At 59.9% G+C, this 17,742-nt stretch carries 12 protein-coding genes and 1 pseudogene; 11 read left to right on the top strand and 2 right to left on the bottom strand.

Annotation, left to right across the window (positions count from 1 at the left end):
- Positions 1-108: 108 nt before the first annotated feature.
- The gene (locus tag OBACDRAFT_RS06895) at positions 109-2,667 is read right to left on the bottom strand and encodes a glycoside hydrolase family 95 protein (protein WP_052361371.1); all 2,559 of its coding nucleotides are present in this window, start codon (positions 2,665-2,667) and stop codon (positions 109-111) included.
- A 102-nt stretch (positions 2,668-2,769) separates the two neighbouring features.
- Positions 2,770-3,831 carry a LacI family DNA-binding transcriptional regulator gene (locus OBACDRAFT_RS06890; protein ID WP_043584039.1) on the bottom strand — a complete coding sequence of 354 codons (1,062 nt, stop codon included), beginning with the start codon at positions 3,829-3,831 and terminating at the stop codon, positions 2,770-2,772.
- Positions 3,832-3,939: 108 nt separating this feature from the next.
- Here OBACDRAFT_RS06890 and OBACDRAFT_RS06885 point away from each other — a divergent pair, with 108 nt between their 5' ends.
- The 11 genes and pseudogenes from OBACDRAFT_RS06885 to lpxB all read left to right on the top strand — a co-directional run bounded on the left by OBACDRAFT_RS06885 (position 3,940) and on the right by lpxB (position 17,596).
- A complete protein-coding gene (locus tag OBACDRAFT_RS06885; RefSeq protein ID WP_052361370.1) occupies positions 3,940-5,880 on the top strand; it encodes an FAD-dependent oxidoreductase in 1,941 nt (646 codons plus the stop codon).
- 101 nt (positions 5,881-5,981) lie between these two features.
- Positions 5,982-6,353, top strand: a complete 372-nt coding sequence (locus OBACDRAFT_RS06880; protein ID WP_081721863.1) for a DUF3817 domain-containing protein — start codon at positions 5,982-5,984, stop codon at positions 6,351-6,353.
- 52 nt (positions 6,354-6,405) lie between these two features.
- Positions 6,406-7,646, top strand: a pseudogene (locus OBACDRAFT_RS31115) (LL-diaminopimelate aminotransferase).
- A 93-nt stretch (positions 7,647-7,739) separates the two neighbouring features.
- Positions 7,740-8,912, top strand: a complete 1,173-nt coding sequence (locus OBACDRAFT_RS06870; protein WP_043584037.1) for a substrate-binding domain-containing protein — start codon at positions 7,740-7,742, stop codon at positions 8,910-8,912.
- A 128-nt stretch (positions 8,913-9,040) separates the two neighbouring features.
- Entirely contained in the window at positions 9,041-9,763 is a 723-nt protein-coding gene (locus OBACDRAFT_RS06865; protein WP_043584035.1) for a type II secretion system protein, read from the top strand.
- Positions 9,764-9,861: 98 nt separating this feature from the next.
- Positions 9,862-11,823, top strand: a complete 1,962-nt coding sequence (locus OBACDRAFT_RS06860) for a family 10 glycosylhydrolase (protein WP_157836943.1) — start codon at positions 9,862-9,864, stop codon at positions 11,821-11,823.
- A gap of 5 nt (positions 11,824-11,828) precedes the next feature.
- Positions 11,829-12,707 carry a hypothetical protein gene (locus tag OBACDRAFT_RS06855; protein WP_043584031.1) on the top strand — a complete coding sequence of 293 codons (879 nt, stop codon included), beginning with the start codon at positions 11,829-11,831 and terminating at the stop codon, positions 12,705-12,707.
- A gap of 48 nt (positions 12,708-12,755) precedes the next feature.
- Positions 12,756-14,375: a sodium:solute symporter family transporter gene (locus OBACDRAFT_RS06850; RefSeq protein WP_052361368.1), complete on the top strand. Its 1,620-nt coding sequence runs from the start codon at positions 12,756-12,758 to the stop codon at positions 14,373-14,375.
- Between the two features lie 62 nt (positions 14,376-14,437).
- A complete protein-coding gene (locus tag OBACDRAFT_RS06845) occupies positions 14,438-15,136 on the top strand; it encodes a hypothetical protein (RefSeq protein WP_043584029.1) in 699 nt (232 codons plus the stop codon).
- Positions 15,137-15,245: 109 nt separating this feature from the next.
- Entirely contained in the window at positions 15,246-16,259 is a 1,014-nt protein-coding gene (locus OBACDRAFT_RS06840; protein WP_043584027.1) for a Gfo/Idh/MocA family protein, read from the top strand.
- Between the two features lie 176 nt (positions 16,260-16,435).
- Positions 16,436-17,596 carry a lipid-A-disaccharide synthase gene (gene lpxB, locus OBACDRAFT_RS06835; RefSeq protein ID WP_043584025.1) on the top strand — a complete coding sequence of 387 codons (1,161 nt, stop codon included), beginning with the start codon at positions 16,436-16,438 and terminating at the stop codon, positions 17,594-17,596.
- Positions 17,597-17,742: the final 146 nt, after the last annotated feature.

Here is a 17,742-nt window from a genome sequence, read left to right as displayed (position 1 = left end):
CGCGGGCGTCCCGCCCGCAATCTGTCCCGAAGCGGGCGAGACGCCCGCGCCACTTTTACTGACGAACTGACGTTCCTGTTCCAAACGACAGACGCCCGCCGCTGTCGATTATGCGTCCAACTCCGCCCCTTCGAGCACCATCTCTCGCCCCTCAGCTCCGCCGGCGGGCAGGCGCAGTTTTTTCAAACGCGAGCTGCCGCCAACGCGCAAGTAAACCGACGTCTCCACCGACGCGCAGAGGCGCAACGCCACCCGCACCGGCTTTCCGTCCACCCATCGCAAGTCCACCTCGCCGCCACCGCGCGTACGCAGCCCGCGAAATTCGCCCGCCGCCGCCCACGCTGACGGCAGCGCGGGCAATAGATGGATCACCGGCAATCCAAGCGCCTCGCCATCCGTAGTGACATTTCCATTACAATCGCCATCGCCGTCGCCGTCATCCGGCTCCGTTTCGTGACTCTGCAACAACATCTCGATGATCGCCGCCGCGCCGCCAAAGTTCCCGTCGATCTGAAACGGCGGATGCGCGCACAGCAAATTTGGATACGAACCGCCGTGCAGGTAAGCCGTGTCTTTGCTGGACGGCGGCACGGTCTCGACCGGATTGAGCAAATTGCCCAGCAGCCGGTGCGCACGCTCCCCATCTCCGAGCCGCGCCCACATGCACGCCTTCCACGCCATGCACCAGCCCGTGCCCGCGTCGCCGCGACGGTTGAGCGTCACGCGTATCGCCTCCGCCAACTCCGGCGTGCGACGCGGCGAAATCAAATCCCCCGGATGCAACCCAAACGCGTGCGACACATGCCGGTGCTCCGGGTCCAGCTCCTCGTAGTCCTCCAGCCACTCCAGCAACTGCCCGTGACGCCCGATTGTCATCTTCGGCAACCGTTCCGCCGCCGCCGCAACCTGCGCAAGAAATTCGCGTTCGTCCCCCCCCCCCCCCCCTGCCGTCGCGTTGCGTTGCTCCAGCAACCTCGCCGCCTGCAACGTGCGCCGGAACAAAATCGCCAGCATCTGGCTGTCCATCGTTGAACCCACGCACAACACGCCTGCCTCGCCATTGGGCAGACGGTAGGTGTTTTCCGGCGAGCACGACGGCGAAATCACCAGCCGCCCGCGCGCATCCTCCACCAGAAAATCGAGGAAAAACAGCGCCGCTTCCTTCAACCGCTCGTAGGCTGCGGCGAGCGAAGCCGGGTCGCGGTCAAAGTCGAACCGGTCCCACGCATGAAGCACAAACCAGGCTCCGCCCAGCAGCCAGTAGGACGCGCCGGCGTTGCGGTCCGTCGGGCACGTGTCGGCCCAGATATCGGTGTTGTGATGCACCACAAACCCGCGGCACCCATACATCACGCGCGCCGTCTCGCGGCCCGACTCCACCATGCGCTCCAGATGATCGAACAACGGCTTGTGGCAGTCCGCCAGGTTGGCCGGCTCAGCGATCCAGTAGTTCATCTCCGTATTGATGTTGATCGTGTATTTGGAACCCCACGACGGCCAGAAGTCACCATTCCACAACCCCTGCAAATTGGACGGCAGGCTGCCCGGCCTGCTTGACGAGATAAGCAGGTAACGCGCGTAGTTGAAATACAACGACGCCAGCGCCGGGTCACCGCTCGTCTCGTGCGCGTGTCTCAGCCGCTCATCCGTCGGCAACGTCGCCGTCGCGGTAGGGGCTTCGCTTGCGAAGCCCGCGCCTAGCGTGAGCGAAGCGCGGTCGAAGAACGAGCGGTATTCGCGTTCGTGGTCGGCGAGGATTTTTTCCCAGCCCCGCGCCAGTGCTGCGCGCGTGCGCTCAATGACAGACGCCGCCGGGTCCGCCTCACGAAACGATGTTGCGGCGGCGAGCACGAGCGTCACCGAGTCCGCGCCGTCGATGTAGAGCGTCTCGCCGATATGGCGCAGCGCCCCGCCGCTGATTTGCGCGCGCAGTCCGGTGGCAAACCTCACTCCCTCCTCGCCGCCCGCGCGTCCGCGCAACAGCAGGGTGGGCGATGACGAACAGGCATCGCTGACGAACCCGACCGTATCCGCGTAGCGCGTGGAGTAGCTGTTGCGCGGGCCGCGTTCCATGCGCACGCGCAATGTGAGCGAACCCGGACGTCCCGCGCGCAGTTGGATGGCGATTACCTGGTCAACCGCGCTTGCCACCATGCGGCGCGAGTAGGCGATGCTGTTAAGCGTGTAGTCCACCGAAGCCACGGCGGTGCGCAGATCGAGCGCGCGGCGGTAGTGAGAAAGTAATGACGGATCGAAACGCGGCGTGGTGTAACCGGCGGCGAGCGCCATTTCGTCCGCGGACACGCTGACGGGTGCGCCCGGATGTTCGAAGTTGAGAAACAAATCCGCCAGCGGCTCATAACACCGCTGGCTGTCCGGGATGCCCGCCATCACATCATGCACCAACTCGTGCGCCGCGGCGAGCCGCCCATCGGCGAGCAACTGACGCAACACCGGCAGGTGTTCGCGTGTGTCGGGATTGCGCCGGTCGCGCGGCCCGCCATTCCAGAGCGAATCTTCGTTGAGCTGGAGGCGTTCGCTGACGATGTCGCCAAAAATCATGGCGCCAAGACGCCCGTTGCCGACGGGCAATGCGCGGTTCCAATCCTGCCCGGCAGGCTGGCTATACCAAAGAGTGGTGGAGGGATCGGGAAGAGAGTTGGACATAAAGAAAGAAAAACGGTGAATGGAAAAATGAGGGAACCTCCCTCCATGACCGCGACGAGGGCGGGCGTGCAAGCGTGAAGAAGCCGGGGCATGGGAAAAACACTACATGTGCCGCCGCACGCTTGGTCCCGCGAACCAATCCCCCGTCACCAACACCGCGCGCGGATGCTCCGGCACGCCGTAGGCATTGCGGTTGATCTGTTCGATGACCAGGTGCGCCGCCGCCTCGCCCACCTGGCGGTTGTTTTGCCGCACGCCTGCCAAATCCCGCCACGCCGTATCGAGCCCCAGATGGGCAAACCCGATGTCATCCGGGAACCGATACCCTGCTTCGCGCAGCACCTCCAATAAATCATGCTGCGCACCAATGATGACCTCCGGACGGTGTCTGCGCACCCAGCGCAAAAACGCCCGTCCATCGCACCATTCCGCCCAAAACGGTGGCACCGCATCTTTCCCCGCGCCCATGCCCGATTGAGTCATCCATCCCTGATAGGCCGACAGCGCGCGATACTCCGTATTCTCGACCCACGGCATCCGTGTCATGGAGAAACCGATACGCCGGTAGCCAAGATCCGTGAGACTCCTGATGGCAATGAGCGTATTGCGAAAATGATCTGCCCCTGCGAAATCGCATGGAACCGACAGCATCCGGTTTCCCACCGACGCCATTGCAAACCCATCCCATCCTTCGCGGCACCATTCTGGCACATCGCCTCCGTGAAAAATCACCCCCGGCACCTGCCGCGCCCGCAGCACGGAAAACAACCGCTTCGGCGACTCTTCGAATTCCTCCCAAGTAAACTCCTCCAATATAAACCCCGCCTCATCGCATGCTGCGCGGTAACCCTCGAACGCCTCGCGCACCGTAGAGGTTTTCGTCCGGGCATCACGTATCCGTTTTTCCGTGATGCACGCGATGATGGCGCGCATCTGCCGGTTGCCGCGACCCTTGCGATGTCCGCTCATGAGTGCCGTGACGAGCGGGTTGGGTTTGTAACCGGCCTTGCGTGCGATTTCCCGGATACGCTCCCTCTCTTCCACTGAAACGCCGGGTCGGTTGCGCAGTGCGCAGCTCACCGTGGACAGGCTCACCCCCGCCAGCCGCGCCAGTTGCCGATAGGTGAAGGAAGCCGGTTTCTGTTCGGATGAAGAATGAGGCATACGAGGGACAGCAAGCGGAACCGAACGTGTTCGGCAACCAGGTTCTTGTTCGTTTCCGCGCCCCGTGCTTTATACCTGCCGAACTCTTCCGCTCCGGATTTCTTCATAATGACCAAACACCTTCACGCAGACGTGTGCCTTATTGGCGTCGGTTTCGGCGGCTACGCCGCTCTCCTCGCCCTTCTCGAACGCGGTCTCCGCGTCGCCGCCTTCGAGGAATACGAATGGATAGGCGGACAAGTCACCAGCCAGGCCCTGTGCGTCCTCGACGAATTTCACGACCCCGTCGCCGAAGGCATCGGCGCAAGCCGCCGTTACGAAGCCTTCCGCGAAGCCCTCCGCCAGCACTATAAAAAATACTTCCGCCTCTCCGACGCCGGACGCGACCAACTCTACTTCAACCCCGGCAACGCCATGAACTCCTTCATGGTCGCCGAGCCGCAAGTCGCCCACCGCGTCCTCAGCGAAACCCTCGCGCCCTATGTAGCCAGCGGACAACTACAACTCTTCTGCGGCTGGACCGCCGAGTCTGCCCGTTGCGACAACGAACGCCGCCGCATCTGCTCCGTCACTTGCAAAAAAAACGCCAGCCCCGCCGAACGCATCGAAACAACCGCCGCCTTCTTTCTCGACGGCACCGAAGCTGGCGACCTTTATCCCATCCTTCCCGTCGGCTTCCGCATCGGCATCGACGGACGCGCCGCCTTCGACGAACCCAACGGCGAATCGTTTTCCGACCCCCTCGCCATCCAGAGCAGCACCGCCTGCTTCGCCATGGAATTCGTCCCAGGCGGCGACCACCGCATCCCCCCCCCCCCCGGCTATGAGTCATGGAAAAACAAATACCATTTCGTCCTCAACGCCCCCGGTGCCACGCCCGAGGAACCCTCATTCATGTTCCGCCGCCGCATCGGAAAAAACGGACGCATGATCCCGCCCGCGTTTTATTACCGCTCGGTGATTGACCACCGCAATTTCAACGACCCCGACCGCTGCCACAGCCGTGCCATCATGAACGCCGGCTGCCACGATTTCAAAGACGAGCCCATGGTCGGCGGCGCGCGTTCCACGCACGACGTTTTCCAACAGGCCCGCGCCCTTTCGCTTGCCTACTTTTACTGGCTCCAAAACGAAGCTCCGCGTGATGCCGACGATCCCGACAACCCCGCCACCGGCACCCGTTTCGGTTATCCCGAACTCCGCCTCTGTCCCGAACTCACGGGCACGCCCGACGGCATTGCCATGGCCCCCTATATCCGCGAAGGACGCCGTATTTGCGCCTCCACTACAATCGTGGAACAAGACATCGCCCTTGCCAGCAACCCCGGCGCGCGCGCCCGTCACTTCGACGACTCCATCGGACTCGGCGGCTTCGTCATCGACATCCATCAACGCTGCACGACGAAAAAGACCTTTCACGGCGGCGTCCGCACTCGTCCTTATCAAATCCCGTTGCACAGCCTTGTCAGTCCCGCGCTCGACAACTTTGCCGTTGCAGGCAAGTGCATCGGCACCACGCAAATCACCAATGGTGCCTACCGTCTGCACAACATCGAGTGGGCGATTGGCGAAGCCGCCGGTGAACTCGCTGCCTTCTGTCTGCGCCAGGCCGAACCGCACCCGCGCCTCGCGGGTCGCGCCCTGCTTGATTACCAGCGCGAACTCGTTGGGCGTGGCGTCCCGGTGTTTTGGTATGACGACCTGCCCTCCACGCATCCCGCGTTCACGGCAATCCAACTCCTGAGCGCCCGCCGCATCTGGCCTGCTTCCGCGCGCCACCTCCGCGCCGACGCGCAGCACAGCGTGGCGCGTTCGCTGCGTGCAACGGAGATTTTTTTCCGTAACCTGCGCTCGCTCGGCGTCGAACTCGGCGACCTTCCCGAAATCGCTTTCATCGGCCACGGCACGCGCAAAGCCGACGTCCTGCATCGCGTCTGGCGCCTGCTTGAAACCCAAGGCTGGCCCGCCCGCCTCTGGTCCTCCGACTGGCAACCGGAAACCCTTCCGCCCGACGCCACTGGAGACGACATCCCCGGCCCGCTGGAGTGACGGCCGGCACATTGCGCTACCCGGCGCGCAACGCGTTGCCAGTTTTTTCCAACTCCCGTTGCGCGCTGCGTGTTTTCGCATAGCCGTGTGCGCGACTCTTGATGAACGCCACCACTGATTCCGTCGCCGCCGATTCCACCACTGCCACGGCCGTCACCAGCCAGCATCCTGGCCTCGGCCTCAAAACCGCGCTCGGACGCCTGCGCCTCGCTGGTTACGCCGAAGGCATCTCATTTTTGCTCCTCCTCGGCGTCGCCATGCCGCTCAAATACCTCGCCGATCAACCGCAAGCCGTGCGCATCATCGGCATGGCGCACGGCATCCTGTTTCTCCTTTACGTGTGGCTCGTGATCCAGACCGCGCTGGAATACCGCTGGACGTGGCGCCGCACCACTCTCGCTTTCGTTGCCAGCCTCCTGCCTGCCGGTCCCTTCATCTTTGACAGACGGATTTACAAACCGGGCGTAGTCTGATTCGCACTATCGTTTCCACTCAGCGATTTTGCAACCGACTCGGCTACCGACCATGATCCGCATCAACGAACACTACCTGAAGCTCAAGGCTTCCTATCTGTTTTCCGACATCGCCCGGCGCGTGACGGCCTATACCGCGGCCCATCCCGACAAGCCCGTCATCCGCCTCGGCATTGGCGACGTCACCGAACCCCTCCCCCCCGCGTGCGTTGAGGCGTTTCATGCCGGCGTGGATGAGATGGCGAAACGCGAGACGTTCAAAGGCTACGGCCCCGAACAAGGCTATGCCTTTCTGCGCGATGCCATCGCTGCCAACGATTACGCCGCGCGCGGCTGCAACATCGCGGCGGACGAGATTTTTGTCTCCGATGGCTCCAAGTGTGACTGCGGCAACATCCAGGAAATCTTCGCCACCGAAGGACTCACCCTCGCCATTCCCGATCCCGTGTATCCGGTTTATGTGGACACCAACGTCATGGCCGGACGCACCGGTCCCAACATTGAGGGGAAGTATCAAGGAATCCACTACCTCGACAGCACCGCCGCCAACGGCTACGTCGCCCGCCCCCCCCCCCCCGCCCTGCCGGCGTTGCCGCCGACCTGATTTATCTCTGCTTCCCCAACAACCCGACCGGCGCCGTCGCCACCAAGGCGCAGCTCACCGCGTGGGTGGATTACGCCCGTGCCAGCAAGGCGATCATCCTTTTCGACAGCGCCTATGAAGCGTTCATCCGCGACCCGGAGATCCCTCATTCCATCTACGAAATCCCCGGCGCGCGCGAAGTGGCGATTGAGTTCCGCAGCTTTTCCAAGACCGCTGGTTTTACCGGCACCCGTTGCGCCTACACCGTTGTTCCCAAGTCGCTCGTCGCCTACGACGCCGCGGGCAACACGCACCCGTTGCACGCGCTCTGGAACCGCCGCCACACGACGAAATTCAACGGCGTTTCATACCCCGTGCAGAAGGCCGCCGCCGCCATCTTCACCGACGAGGGAAGGCGACAGGTCAAGGCCACGACCGACTACTACCTGGCCAACGCTGCGCTCATCCGCGACGCCGTGCAAAAACTCGGTTTCAACTGCGTCGGTGGCGACAACGCGCCCTACATCTGGATCAACACCGGCCGCGATTCCTGGGAGTTTTTCGATCTCCTTTTGAACAAAGCGCAGGTCGTCTGCACGCCCGGCGCCGGCTTCGGCAAATGTGGCGAAGGCCACGTGCGCATCAGCGCCTTCAACTCCCGCGAGAACGTCGAGCGCGCCCTCACCCGCATCGCCGCCACGCTGGCGTGACGCGCCGGGGAACGTGCCTTGGGCGGCCCTTGACGCCGCTCCGTGTAAAACAACCTTGACGCACTGGTTCCGAAACAAGACCAGTGCGGTGTCATGCCCCGTCTTCGTCCCTCACGCACCTCACGCACCACGGCCACCACCCCGACATCCGCTCTGGCGTCCATCGCGCCCGCCCTTGCCATTGAACGCCCCCGGCTCCCTTCCGAAGTAGCACGCCGAATCGTCGCCGAACTCCAGCAAGGACGCTGGACGAACTACCTTCCCGGCGAGCGTAAACTTGCCGAGATGCTGCAAGTCAGCCGGACCTCGTTGCGTCCGGCCCTGGCTGAACTCGAAAAACAAGGCTGGCTGCGCACTGCCCACGGCTGCCGCCGCGCGATCATCGGAAAACCGGGTCGTGGACAGGCAAAACCTCTCGGCAAAACCATCGTCGTGCTATCCCCGCGCTCGCTGGAAAACATGGACCCGTTTATTGTTTTCCAACTTGAGAGCCTGCGCGAACTCCTCACCCGGCGCGGCATGACGCTTTCCATCGAAGTGCGCCCCGCCTGCTACGAAACCGATGCCACTGGTACGCTTGCGCGCCTCGTCTCGGAGGTCGAGGCGAGCGTCTGGTTGCTCTGGCTTTCCACGCAATCGATGCAGGAGTGGTTTCTCGCCAAGGGAGTGGCGCACATCGTGTTTGGCTCCGCATTTCATCCCGACGCCAGCATCTCGATCGACCTCGACCACTTTGCCACCGGGCGCCACGCCGCCATCACCATGAAACGCTTTGGACACCGGCGCATCGCCCTGATTTTTTCGCGACTCGGTCTGGCAGGCAACACGATGGTCGAGGCTGGTTTTCGTGCCGGAGCGGGCGAAGGCGTGCAGGTCGATGTGGTGAAGCACGACGACACTCCCGTCGGGATCCGTCGCAGCGTGGACCAGTTGCTGGCGCTCACGCCGCGCCCCACGGCGATCCTTTCTGTGCGCGGGCTGCAAACCGTGGCCGTGATCACCTATTTGCTCGGCAAAGGCCTGCGCATCCCTGACGACATTTCCATCATCAGCCGTGACGACGACCCGGCGCTGGACTTCGTGAACCCTGTGCCGACACGCTATTATCGTTCTCCGGCGAAGTTCGCCCGTCTGGTCTTCAAACTTGTCCTCGGCTGTCTGTCCGTTGGCAATTTCGCGCAAAAAGCGATCCGCGTTTTCCCCGAGTTCCAGACCCACGCCAGCTTGGGACCGGCTTCGGGAGGAAAGATGGATACTCATGAATAGGTTTTAAGACTGGTCTTTGTAAAAGACCAGTTTGGGATGGTTGAAGGAACTCGCTCCAATATGCGACCTTTGCGTATCAATTACGAATGCCCTGTGGAGAACCAATCTCTGCTATCCCGACTCAAACCATGAAAACTCCTTTGATTTTAGCTTTTGAAAACACGTCTGAAACGGTCATTCGCCATCGTACCAGTCAGCGGAGGGAAGCCGGGTTCACTCTTATCGAGCTTTTGACGGTCATTGCCATTATCGGCATTCTTGCGGCTCTTTCATTCGTTGGCATCTCCAGAGCGCGCCAGCAGGCGCATTCCAGCAGGGACATTGCCAATCTGAAAACGATCGGAACGGCCAATGCTCTTCACATGGAAGAGAACCGCGGAGCTGTCGCACCGGGGCATTTTCCGCCGACCAACGAACTCTGGTTTTTTCAACTTCTTCGCCCCTACCTGAACTATCCCTTGAACAATGATGTGGAAGGGCCTGCGTTCATCAGCCCGCTCGATCCGGACAAGGGAGGCGTGAATGTCGCGGTTTTTCTTCCCGTTCACCGCCGTAGTTATGCGATCAATCGCAAGACGCTACTCGGTAGCGCCGGGGATTACCGCAAGGCCAACATCAGCGAAATCACCGCGCCCGCCCGCACGCTCTACGCTGTCAATTATCAGGTCTCCAAAAAGAACACAAACTGGGTCGATGCCTCGGATTCCGCCTCGCTTGAGGCCATCCCCAGCGAATGGCGTTCGGGTGCGAAAGTGGGTGTCCTTTTTATGGACGGACATGTCGAAGTCGTCCAGCGCGCCGATATCATGCCCGGTGGCGTGCGTGAGGATATTTTTAAATTGGATCAATAATCATGCCAATTCGCCTTGTTTTCCGCCGTCGGTTCCGTGCTCGCAAAATATTCGGTATCTTTAAGTTAAATACATTCAATCTGTCCAAGACGCCCAAAATGAGGGAATACATCACAGCCATCGTCCTCGGTTTCATGTTCGTCCTGCGCGCGGGGGGCGGGGAAATGAACGCATCGGGACGGTTCGCCGGCACGCCAATGGCAAGCTCCGGGGTCGTCACGTATTCGGACTGGATGCATGTATTCAGGCAGGACTACAAGGATGAGCGTTGGTTTTGGGGAGGCAACGGTGTCGAATACATCGTCGATCGCGCGAAATTCGGCGGGATGAATCGTCTTTACTGGCGGGTGTTGAACGGCTCGTGCAGTTTTGCGCCTCTCAGGACCGATTCGCAGGGTGTGGGGCGTTCCGACATCTCCATGATGTCGCAATATCACTACGATTGGCCCGCCTACAAGCGTGTGTATCGCAAGCCCGCGCCCGCGCCTTTTCAGGTTACTTTCCGGCGCGGAGGCACTGCGGGCGCCGCTGACGGTGCGAGCGGAGGGGGGGGAGGGGTTGTCGAGTCGCTGCCCGGCGTGCTGCCATCGGGAAACGAGCCGTTTACGATTGAGTTTCGCTGCCGGGTTCCGAACGCGGCAGCGGGAGGCAAGGTGTGGTGGTTTTTTAATGACGAACGATCTGGGGGCGTCCGCGTTCCGCTCGTGTCGCCTGATGAATCGGGGGCTGCCTATGCGTTTTTTCGCATTCTGGTGACGCCCTCCTCGAACGCCGTGTTGGTGGTTAACCATGACGAGGGAAGCGTCCGCAAGTTCCCATTCGCCGGACGCTTCACCCCGGCAGGGCAAGGTTCGCGGTTATCGGCGGGATTTGTTTTGGAGGGAGATGGAGCGAAGCTCGAACTCGACAAAGTTTTTCTGAACAAAGGCATCAAGGCTCCCCGCGATCTTTACCCTGATGAACCCTGGCAGTTCATGGCGGATTATGGTCCGACAGACGGCTCATGGAGAGATGATTGGAGACGCCACTGGCGGGCCTCGTCCGATCTGGTTGTATCCACGCAGGAGGGCGACGTCATCCGCCGGGAGGACTATGCGCAGCCGCCCCTCGACAAAGTTAACTTCTTGAAGCTGGCCGTGGATGCCACCCGTTCCCGCGGGTTGCAAAGTGTTCTCTGGTTTTCCTTGATGGAGGAAAACCACTACGGCACCGGTCCCCTGACTTTGTTTGCCCGGAGAAATCCCCAATTTCGAGAGATCGACGTGTCGCAGCGCGAATGGACGGGGCGGCTTTCACTCGGCTGGCCCGATGTGAGAAAATACAAAGTGGCTCTTGTCCAGGCCGCGGTTGCCGAGGCCAAGCCCGATGGCATCCTTGTCGATTTTGTGAGGCGCGGATTGATGGACCCGTGGCTTGAGCGCCAGGAGCGCACACATGTTCCCGTCCGGGATGCCGCTGGAGTCAGCATTTTCGGATACGATTCCAACCTTCTCGGAGAATTTGAAAAAAGATTCGGACGCCGCCCGTCCGCCAAGAGCAACAGCGACCCGGACTGGATCGATTTCCGGTCCGCGCAAACGACCCGGTTTATGCGCGAGCTTCGAAATGCGATTCCGGGGACGCGCATCACGGTTCTCGTCTTTTCCGGGGCGGCGGTCGATTCTCGGCGCGGAGATCTCGTGGACTGGCAGGCATGGGCGCGTGAGGGACTTTGCGACGAGATAGCTTTTCTTGTGGACAACAGCACGGACGGACGCCCCTTCGTCTCCCCATTTGGCGGCCAGCCACGCCCGCTTGAATCCGTGCGAACCCTCATCACCGCCCGCCGCAGAGAGCTTCCCCCCGGCTTTCCCGTGACGGCCGCCGTGCATGGCTATCGTATCGATGCCTCCGCGGTAAATTCGATTTCCCGATACGCAAGGGAGGCGCGGGCCGCCGAGCTTATGTGGTGGGAAACATCTTCCCTGGAATGGGCCGACTACAAAGGCTCCGTCTGGCGAGAAGTCCGCAAGCAGGCCATGCCTGCCGGACAGTCCGAAACCCGAAACACACATCCATAAATTCCATGAAAATAATAACTGAGACGGCGCTTTTTCCTGCCATCATCATGGGCTTCGCAGCCCCCCATCTCTCCGCCGCGATCATCGCCACGGATTTTTCCGCCGAATCCGCATTCACCGGCAATTACAAGGTGATGACATCCAACACCCATCTGACATGGAACTCCGGTGGTTACGTGCAGGGGCAGCAAGGCACGAACTGGTTTGGCTATGCTCTCTACACGACAACGCCTTCCGGCAACGGCTACACGAATAACTCGTTTTTGGAAGAAACGCTTTCGCTGACTTTTTCACACAGCGTTTTGGGCACCACGCCGGCGACCACGATTGTCAGCCGGGTGAATTCCGAGACAAACCTCGGTGTCTATGCCCGAGTTTATCTCGGACATGGCAATATCAACAATGTCCGCATCCAGCTTGGATGGGGTTTTGACGTCACGACAAATTCAACGACCGGCGGGCAGATTTTGCTTGATGTGGTGGCGAACGTTTCCTCTGGAAATGCAGTTTACAATACAGGTATTAATTCATCTGGAGTCACCGTGAACAGCGGGCACACGCTGGCCGCAGGCACCGAATACAAGGCGATTTTCGAGCAAAAGAACGATGCCAGCGGTACGGCCTCCTTTGCGCTGAGCATTTATAATTCGGCTAACGATCTCCTGATATCCACCGGCTGGCAGTCCAATGCGACCCTCAACGCCGCCGCAGGCAACGCCGGTTCGGTTGGCTTTGGAAGTTCCACCAATACGGCGAACGGTCCCAACAAGTATTACAGCCTTGAAATCACATCGATTCCCGAAACCAGCAGCACGGCCATTCTGTTGAGCGTATTCGCGGTGGGCATCTGCCTTGTTGTACGAAAATCCCGACTCAAACGCTGAAGCCGGGGCAGCCAGTCGATATAACACCCTCCATCGCCGTTGCCATCCATGCACATCAGCCTCCTCAATCTATTGGTTATTTTTGCCTATTTCACCGGCATGGTGGCGCTAGGCTTCTATTTCAGCCGCCGTCAGAACAGTCAGGACAACTACTTTCTGGGCGGAAGAGGATTTCCGGGCTGGGCGCTGGGTATCAGCATGATCAGTGCCCTTATTAGCTCGGTTACGTTCATCGCAGGTCCCGCCGACACGTTCAAGACCGCTTGGTTGCGCGTAGTGCCCCAGCTCATCTTGCCTCTGGCGGCTTTGGTAATAGCCTTTTACATCATGCCTTTTTTCAGGAAAAGGGGCATCGTATCCGCTTACGGTTACCTCAACAGCCGGTTCGGGCGCTCCATCTCCGTCTATGCCGCCCTTGTCTTTCTTTTGGGTCAACTGGTGCGGACCAGCACCATTCTCTATCTGTTGGCCATCCTGATGCAGTCGATCACGGGCTTTGGTTTCGGAACCTGTCTGCTTGTCATGGGGCTTGTGACCGCAATTTACGCGGCCAAAGGCGGTTTCAATGCTGTTGTGTGGACGGATGTCGTGCAGACTGCTATCCTTGTTCTTGGCGCCATTATTTGCGTGGCTGTCATTATTTCTTCTTTACCAAGAGGCTTGAGTGAGATTGTCAGCGTGGCCGTGCGAGATCACAAACTTTCTTTCTGGGATGCCGCTCCCGGTTCGACTGAACTCATTCCCACACGGTGGAGTTTTAGCCTCAGCGAGAAATCAATCATTGCCTTGATTACGACCGGTTTCTTCGGCGTCATCCTAAGTCATTTGGATCAAGGGAACGTCCAGCGTTGGAGCGCCGCCAAATCGGATGAGGCAGCCCGGCGCTCGATTCTCGTGCTTGGCTTTGGGGCTCTGCCAATTTGGGTCGCATTCAAGTTTGTTGGCACCGGCTTGTATGCCTACTACGAGCGTTTCCCTTCCTCGATTGCCACTTCGATTCTCGAAGGAACTGCGAAGGCGGAGGAAATTCTGCCGCATTTCATCATGACAGCGCTGCCCAACGGTATTGCCGGTATCGTCATTTCGGGTGCGCTTGCCGCCGGTATGTCCACCGTGGCCGCCTGCATCAACGCATCGTCGATGGTATGGGTGCGGGACCTGTATTCGCCATTGGTTGCCACCGGACGGGATGACCAGCATTACTTACGCGTGGGTAAGCTGGCCGCGTGGATAATCGCCGCCGCCATGATAGGCGGTGCATGGCTCGTCGGTCTGTCGAGCGCGGCCACGCTGGCCGATCTTGTCCTCATGATTGGCGGCATCCTGATCGGCACGGTTCCAGGCGTATTCCTTCTTGGGATATTCACGAAGCGGGCCAATTTGCGTGGCACCTGCGTCGGTCTGGTGGCGGCATGTGTCTTTCTCGGTTGGTGCTCGCTGGGCGAAATGGATTTTATTCCGGAGTCTGGACGGCTTCCCTTCCATATCTATTATAGCGGACCTCTGGGCAACTTGGTTACGATTGTCGTTGGATATTGTGCTTCGCTGGTGAAAACAACGAGAAGTCGTTCAAATATTGAAATAAAAGAATCTGATTCGGTGGCCGTGCCTGGGAATATGTTGCCGCCAGTTCCCACTCCCAGCGGCTCAGATCAGGTGAATTCTTAAATTTGGAAGAGAGAATGGAAGTAGTTCTCGTGTCCGCTTCATGGAAGTGACATCAAGGGCTCATGCATCTTGTTCGCTCCATCCTCCCCCGTTGGATCATCCTTTCCCTGCTGGCTGCATCCGGTTCGTTTGTCTTCGCCCAAAACAAAACCGCCACGCTTGGGGACTACTATGCGACGTTGCTGGAATGGGAGGGCAACAAACCGGCTGTGATGATCGAGGCGTGGCCTCGTGAACTGGTGGCGGCAATCGAGGCCGACGTTGCAAAGGCCGTGGCGGAAGGCGCGCTCATCGGTTTTCGTTACCCGCTCGAACAGGCGGACAGCACCAACCAGAGCATGGGCAACCAAATTGAACGCGGTGTGCTGCCCCGTATTGCGGAAAAACTACAACACTTCAAAATGACAAAATGCCCCGGCGCCGGTTATCCTGACTGGCTTGTCACTCGACTGGCGGACGGGTTGCGCATGCCGCTCGAAATCAAGGCCACCACTCATTGGGACGCCAACGATTCCAATCGTCGTGTGCTCACTTCGTCGTCGGCCAAAGTCCGTCGGCAATTCACCGCGCCGATCCATCATCTGTTGCTGACGATATTGTATAAAGTCGAAGCGAGTTCCGTGGCCGTGATCGAAGGCATTCGGCTCGATTTTTTGGAGCCCGATACTCGCGTCAACGTGCGCCTCGAAGCCTCGGTCAACCACCGGATTTTGTCTGACGGCACACATGAAAAATTCATCCTGCCCAAAGCGAATCCGTAGACACGCCGCTTGCAGCGTCCGCGTCCCTGTGACGTTCGCATACATCTTGTTTTTTCAGCATGGCGCAGACCGGAGGAATCGGTAACGTCGGACCTTTCTCCTTCCCACCGTGAGCCTCTTTTCCCGATCCTCCCGCTCCTCCAAAACTGACAAACTCCGCTGCGGCGTCGTTGGCACCGGCTCGCTCGGCCAGCACCACGCGCGCATTTATGCGGCCATGCCCGACATCGAATTTGCCGGCATTTTCGAGGCCAATGACGCCCGTGCGAAAGAGATTTGCGAACGCCACAACTGCCACCGCTTCGCCACGCTCGACGAACTCGGCGACGCCTGCGACGCCGTTTCCATCGTCGTGCCCACCGACAAACACGCGGAGATCGCCCTCCCTCTGCTCGCCAAAGGCTGCCATCTCCTCATCGAAAAACCCATTACCGCCACCCTCCCCGAAGCCGAGCAAGTGCTCGCCGCCGCCCAAACCGCGGGCGTGATCGTACAAGTCGGTCACATCGAACACTTCAACCCGGTGATGAGTTTCCTGGAGAAAAACATCAAAAATCCCCGCTACATCACCGCCGAACGCCTCGCACCCTTTACGCCGCGCGGCACCGAAGTAGGCGTCACGCTCGACCTCATGATCCACGACATCGGCATCGTGCTCGCGCTGGTGAAGTCTCCCGTCGCCCGCATCGAAAGCGTGGGCGTCAACATCCTCTCCAAAACCGAGGACATCGCCAACGCCCGCATTGTTTTCGAAAACGGTTGCGTCGCCAATCTCAGCACCAGCCGCATCAGCATGAAAAAGGTGCGCGAAATCCGTGTCTTTCAAGAGGACGCCTACCTCTCGCTCGACTTCATGAACCAGAAGGGGCACCTCGTCAAAAAGAGCGATCTGCTTGGTTACGGCATCAAGCTCAAGATGGGCTTCATCCAGCCCGGCGACCTCAGCAAAGTTCCCGTCAAGGACATCCCCATCGAAAAAGGAGAACCGCTTGCGTTCGAACTTGCCGACTTCGTGGAAACCGTTCGCGCGCACCGGCAGCCCAAAGTCGGCGGCGGCCTCGGCAAAACCGCCCTCGAAATCGCCATCGCCATCAGCGACCAAATCCGCGCCAACACGAAATAAATCAAAATCATCTTTTAACCACTAATGCACACTAATGGACACTAATGGGGGGCAGGCAGGTAATCGTTGCTCGGCGCAAATGCCTCCCTCCCCCCCCCCTCGACACGATCCACCCGGGCTTCATTATTAGTGTCCATTAGTGTGCATTAGTGGTTAAAAATCTTCTTCGAAAAACCGTGTCTGACCAACGCCTCCAGCTTCCCTTCCGACTTTCACCGCCCGAGGGTGGACGCGTTGACCTGCTTATCATCGCGGGCGAGCACTCCGGCGACGAACACGCCGCCCGAATCGTCGCCGATCTGCGCCGTCGCGAACCCGGTCTGAACATCGCTGCGCTCGGCGGTCCCCGGCTCGACGCGGCGGGCGCGCAACTCCTACACGACATGACGACCTCCTCCGTCGTCGGACTCGTGGAGGTCTTGAAAAATTACTCCTTCTTCAAAGCCCTGTTTAACGAAATCCTGCGCTGGATCGGCGTTTATCGTCCGCGTGCCGTCCTCTTTGTCGATTATCCCGGCCTCAACCTGCGGCTCGCGGCGGCGCTGCACGAGCGCAAGCTCTCGATCAAGGGGGGCGGCGACATCCGGCTCCTCTACTACATCTCGCCGCAAATCTGGGCCTGGAAGGGCGGACGTCGCTTCAAGATGGCGCGCCACCTGGATGCGCTCGCCGTGATTTTTCCGTTCGAGGTCGAGTGTTACAAGGACACCGCGCTGCCCGTCGAGTTTGTCGGTCATCCGTTTTTGGATACCGATTATCAGCCGCCCGTCCGCTACGATCCCGACGGTCCCGTGCTGCTCCTGCCGGGCAGCCGAAAACAGGCGGTGGCGCGAATATTCCCCGTGTTGCTGGCCGGGTTCACCGCCGCGCGCGAGTCGGGACGCGAGGCCGTTGTCCTGTACCCGAGCGAGGCGATCAGGTCCGTATTGGAGCAATCACTACCACCGTCCGGTGTGCGGCTGGTCCGCATGGCGGAAGGTGTGACGGTGGCGGCGTCGGCGGTACTGATGAGCAGCGGCACGATGTCGCTCCATGTGGCGCTGGCGGCGATCCCCGGGGCCATCGCATACCGGGCCAATCCGTTGACCTATCTGCTGGGACGAATGCTCGTAAAAATCCCCTATTTGGGCATCGCCAACCTGTTGCTGCGCGAGCCCATGTATCCCGAATACTTGCAAGGTGCGGCGAGTCCGGAGGCGCTGGCAGGCGAATTGGGCGAATGTTTCGAAAATTCCGAACGTTTGATCCGCACCCGCGATCATTCGGAAAAGCTTCGAACGCTTCTCCGCCAGCCCGCCACCGGCACGGCAACCGACTGGGTGTTGCGGCATTTGTAACAAGGGCGGAGGGCGGGTCTCCTGACCTATACGCGCTAACATCTTTTCAATCGCCACGCATTTCTTGAGATTATTTCAGCAGAAAACAGCGATTTTTAGATTTAAAAGGCTGGTTTGAATCAAAAAATGAAGAAAAAAACGAAACA

This window comes from Geminisphaera colitermitum TAV2, assembly GCF_000171235.2.
In the GTDB taxonomy this organism is placed as follows: Bacteria; Verrucomicrobiota; Verrucomicrobiia; order Opitutales; family Opitutaceae; genus Geminisphaera; species Geminisphaera colitermitum.
This window is presented reverse-complemented; position numbering and strand designations above follow the sequence as displayed.

Coding starts and splice junctions, on each gene's coding strand:
- OBACDRAFT_RS06870 (WP_043584037.1), top strand. CDS start 7,740: ATGCCCCGTCTTCGTCCCTCACGCACCTCACGCACCACGGCCACCACC.
- OBACDRAFT_RS06885 (WP_052361370.1), top strand. CDS start 3,940: ATGACCAAACACCTTCACGCAGACGTGTGCCTTATTGGCGTCGGTTTC.
- OBACDRAFT_RS06890 (WP_043584039.1), bottom strand. CDS start 3,831: ATGCCTCATTCTTCATCCGAACAGAAACCGGCTTCCTTCACCTATCGG.
- OBACDRAFT_RS06855 (WP_043584031.1), top strand. CDS start 11,829: ATGAAAATAATAACTGAGACGGCGCTTTTTCCTGCCATCATCATGGGC.
- OBACDRAFT_RS06860 (WP_157836943.1), top strand. CDS start 9,862: ATGAGGGAATACATCACAGCCATCGTCCTCGGTTTCATGTTCGTCCTG.
- OBACDRAFT_RS06845 (WP_043584029.1), top strand. CDS start 14,438: ATGCATCTTGTTCGCTCCATCCTCCCCCGTTGGATCATCCTTTCCCTG.
- OBACDRAFT_RS06895 (WP_052361371.1), bottom strand. CDS start 2,667: ATGTCCAACTCTCTTCCCGATCCCTCCACCACTCTTTGGTATAGCCAG.
- OBACDRAFT_RS06880 (WP_081721863.1), top strand. CDS start 5,982: ATGAACGCCACCACTGATTCCGTCGCCGCCGATTCCACCACTGCCACG.
- OBACDRAFT_RS06865 (WP_043584035.1), top strand. CDS start 9,041: ATGAAAACTCCTTTGATTTTAGCTTTTGAAAACACGTCTGAAACGGTC.
- OBACDRAFT_RS06850 (WP_052361368.1), top strand. CDS start 12,756: ATGCACATCAGCCTCCTCAATCTATTGGTTATTTTTGCCTATTTCACC.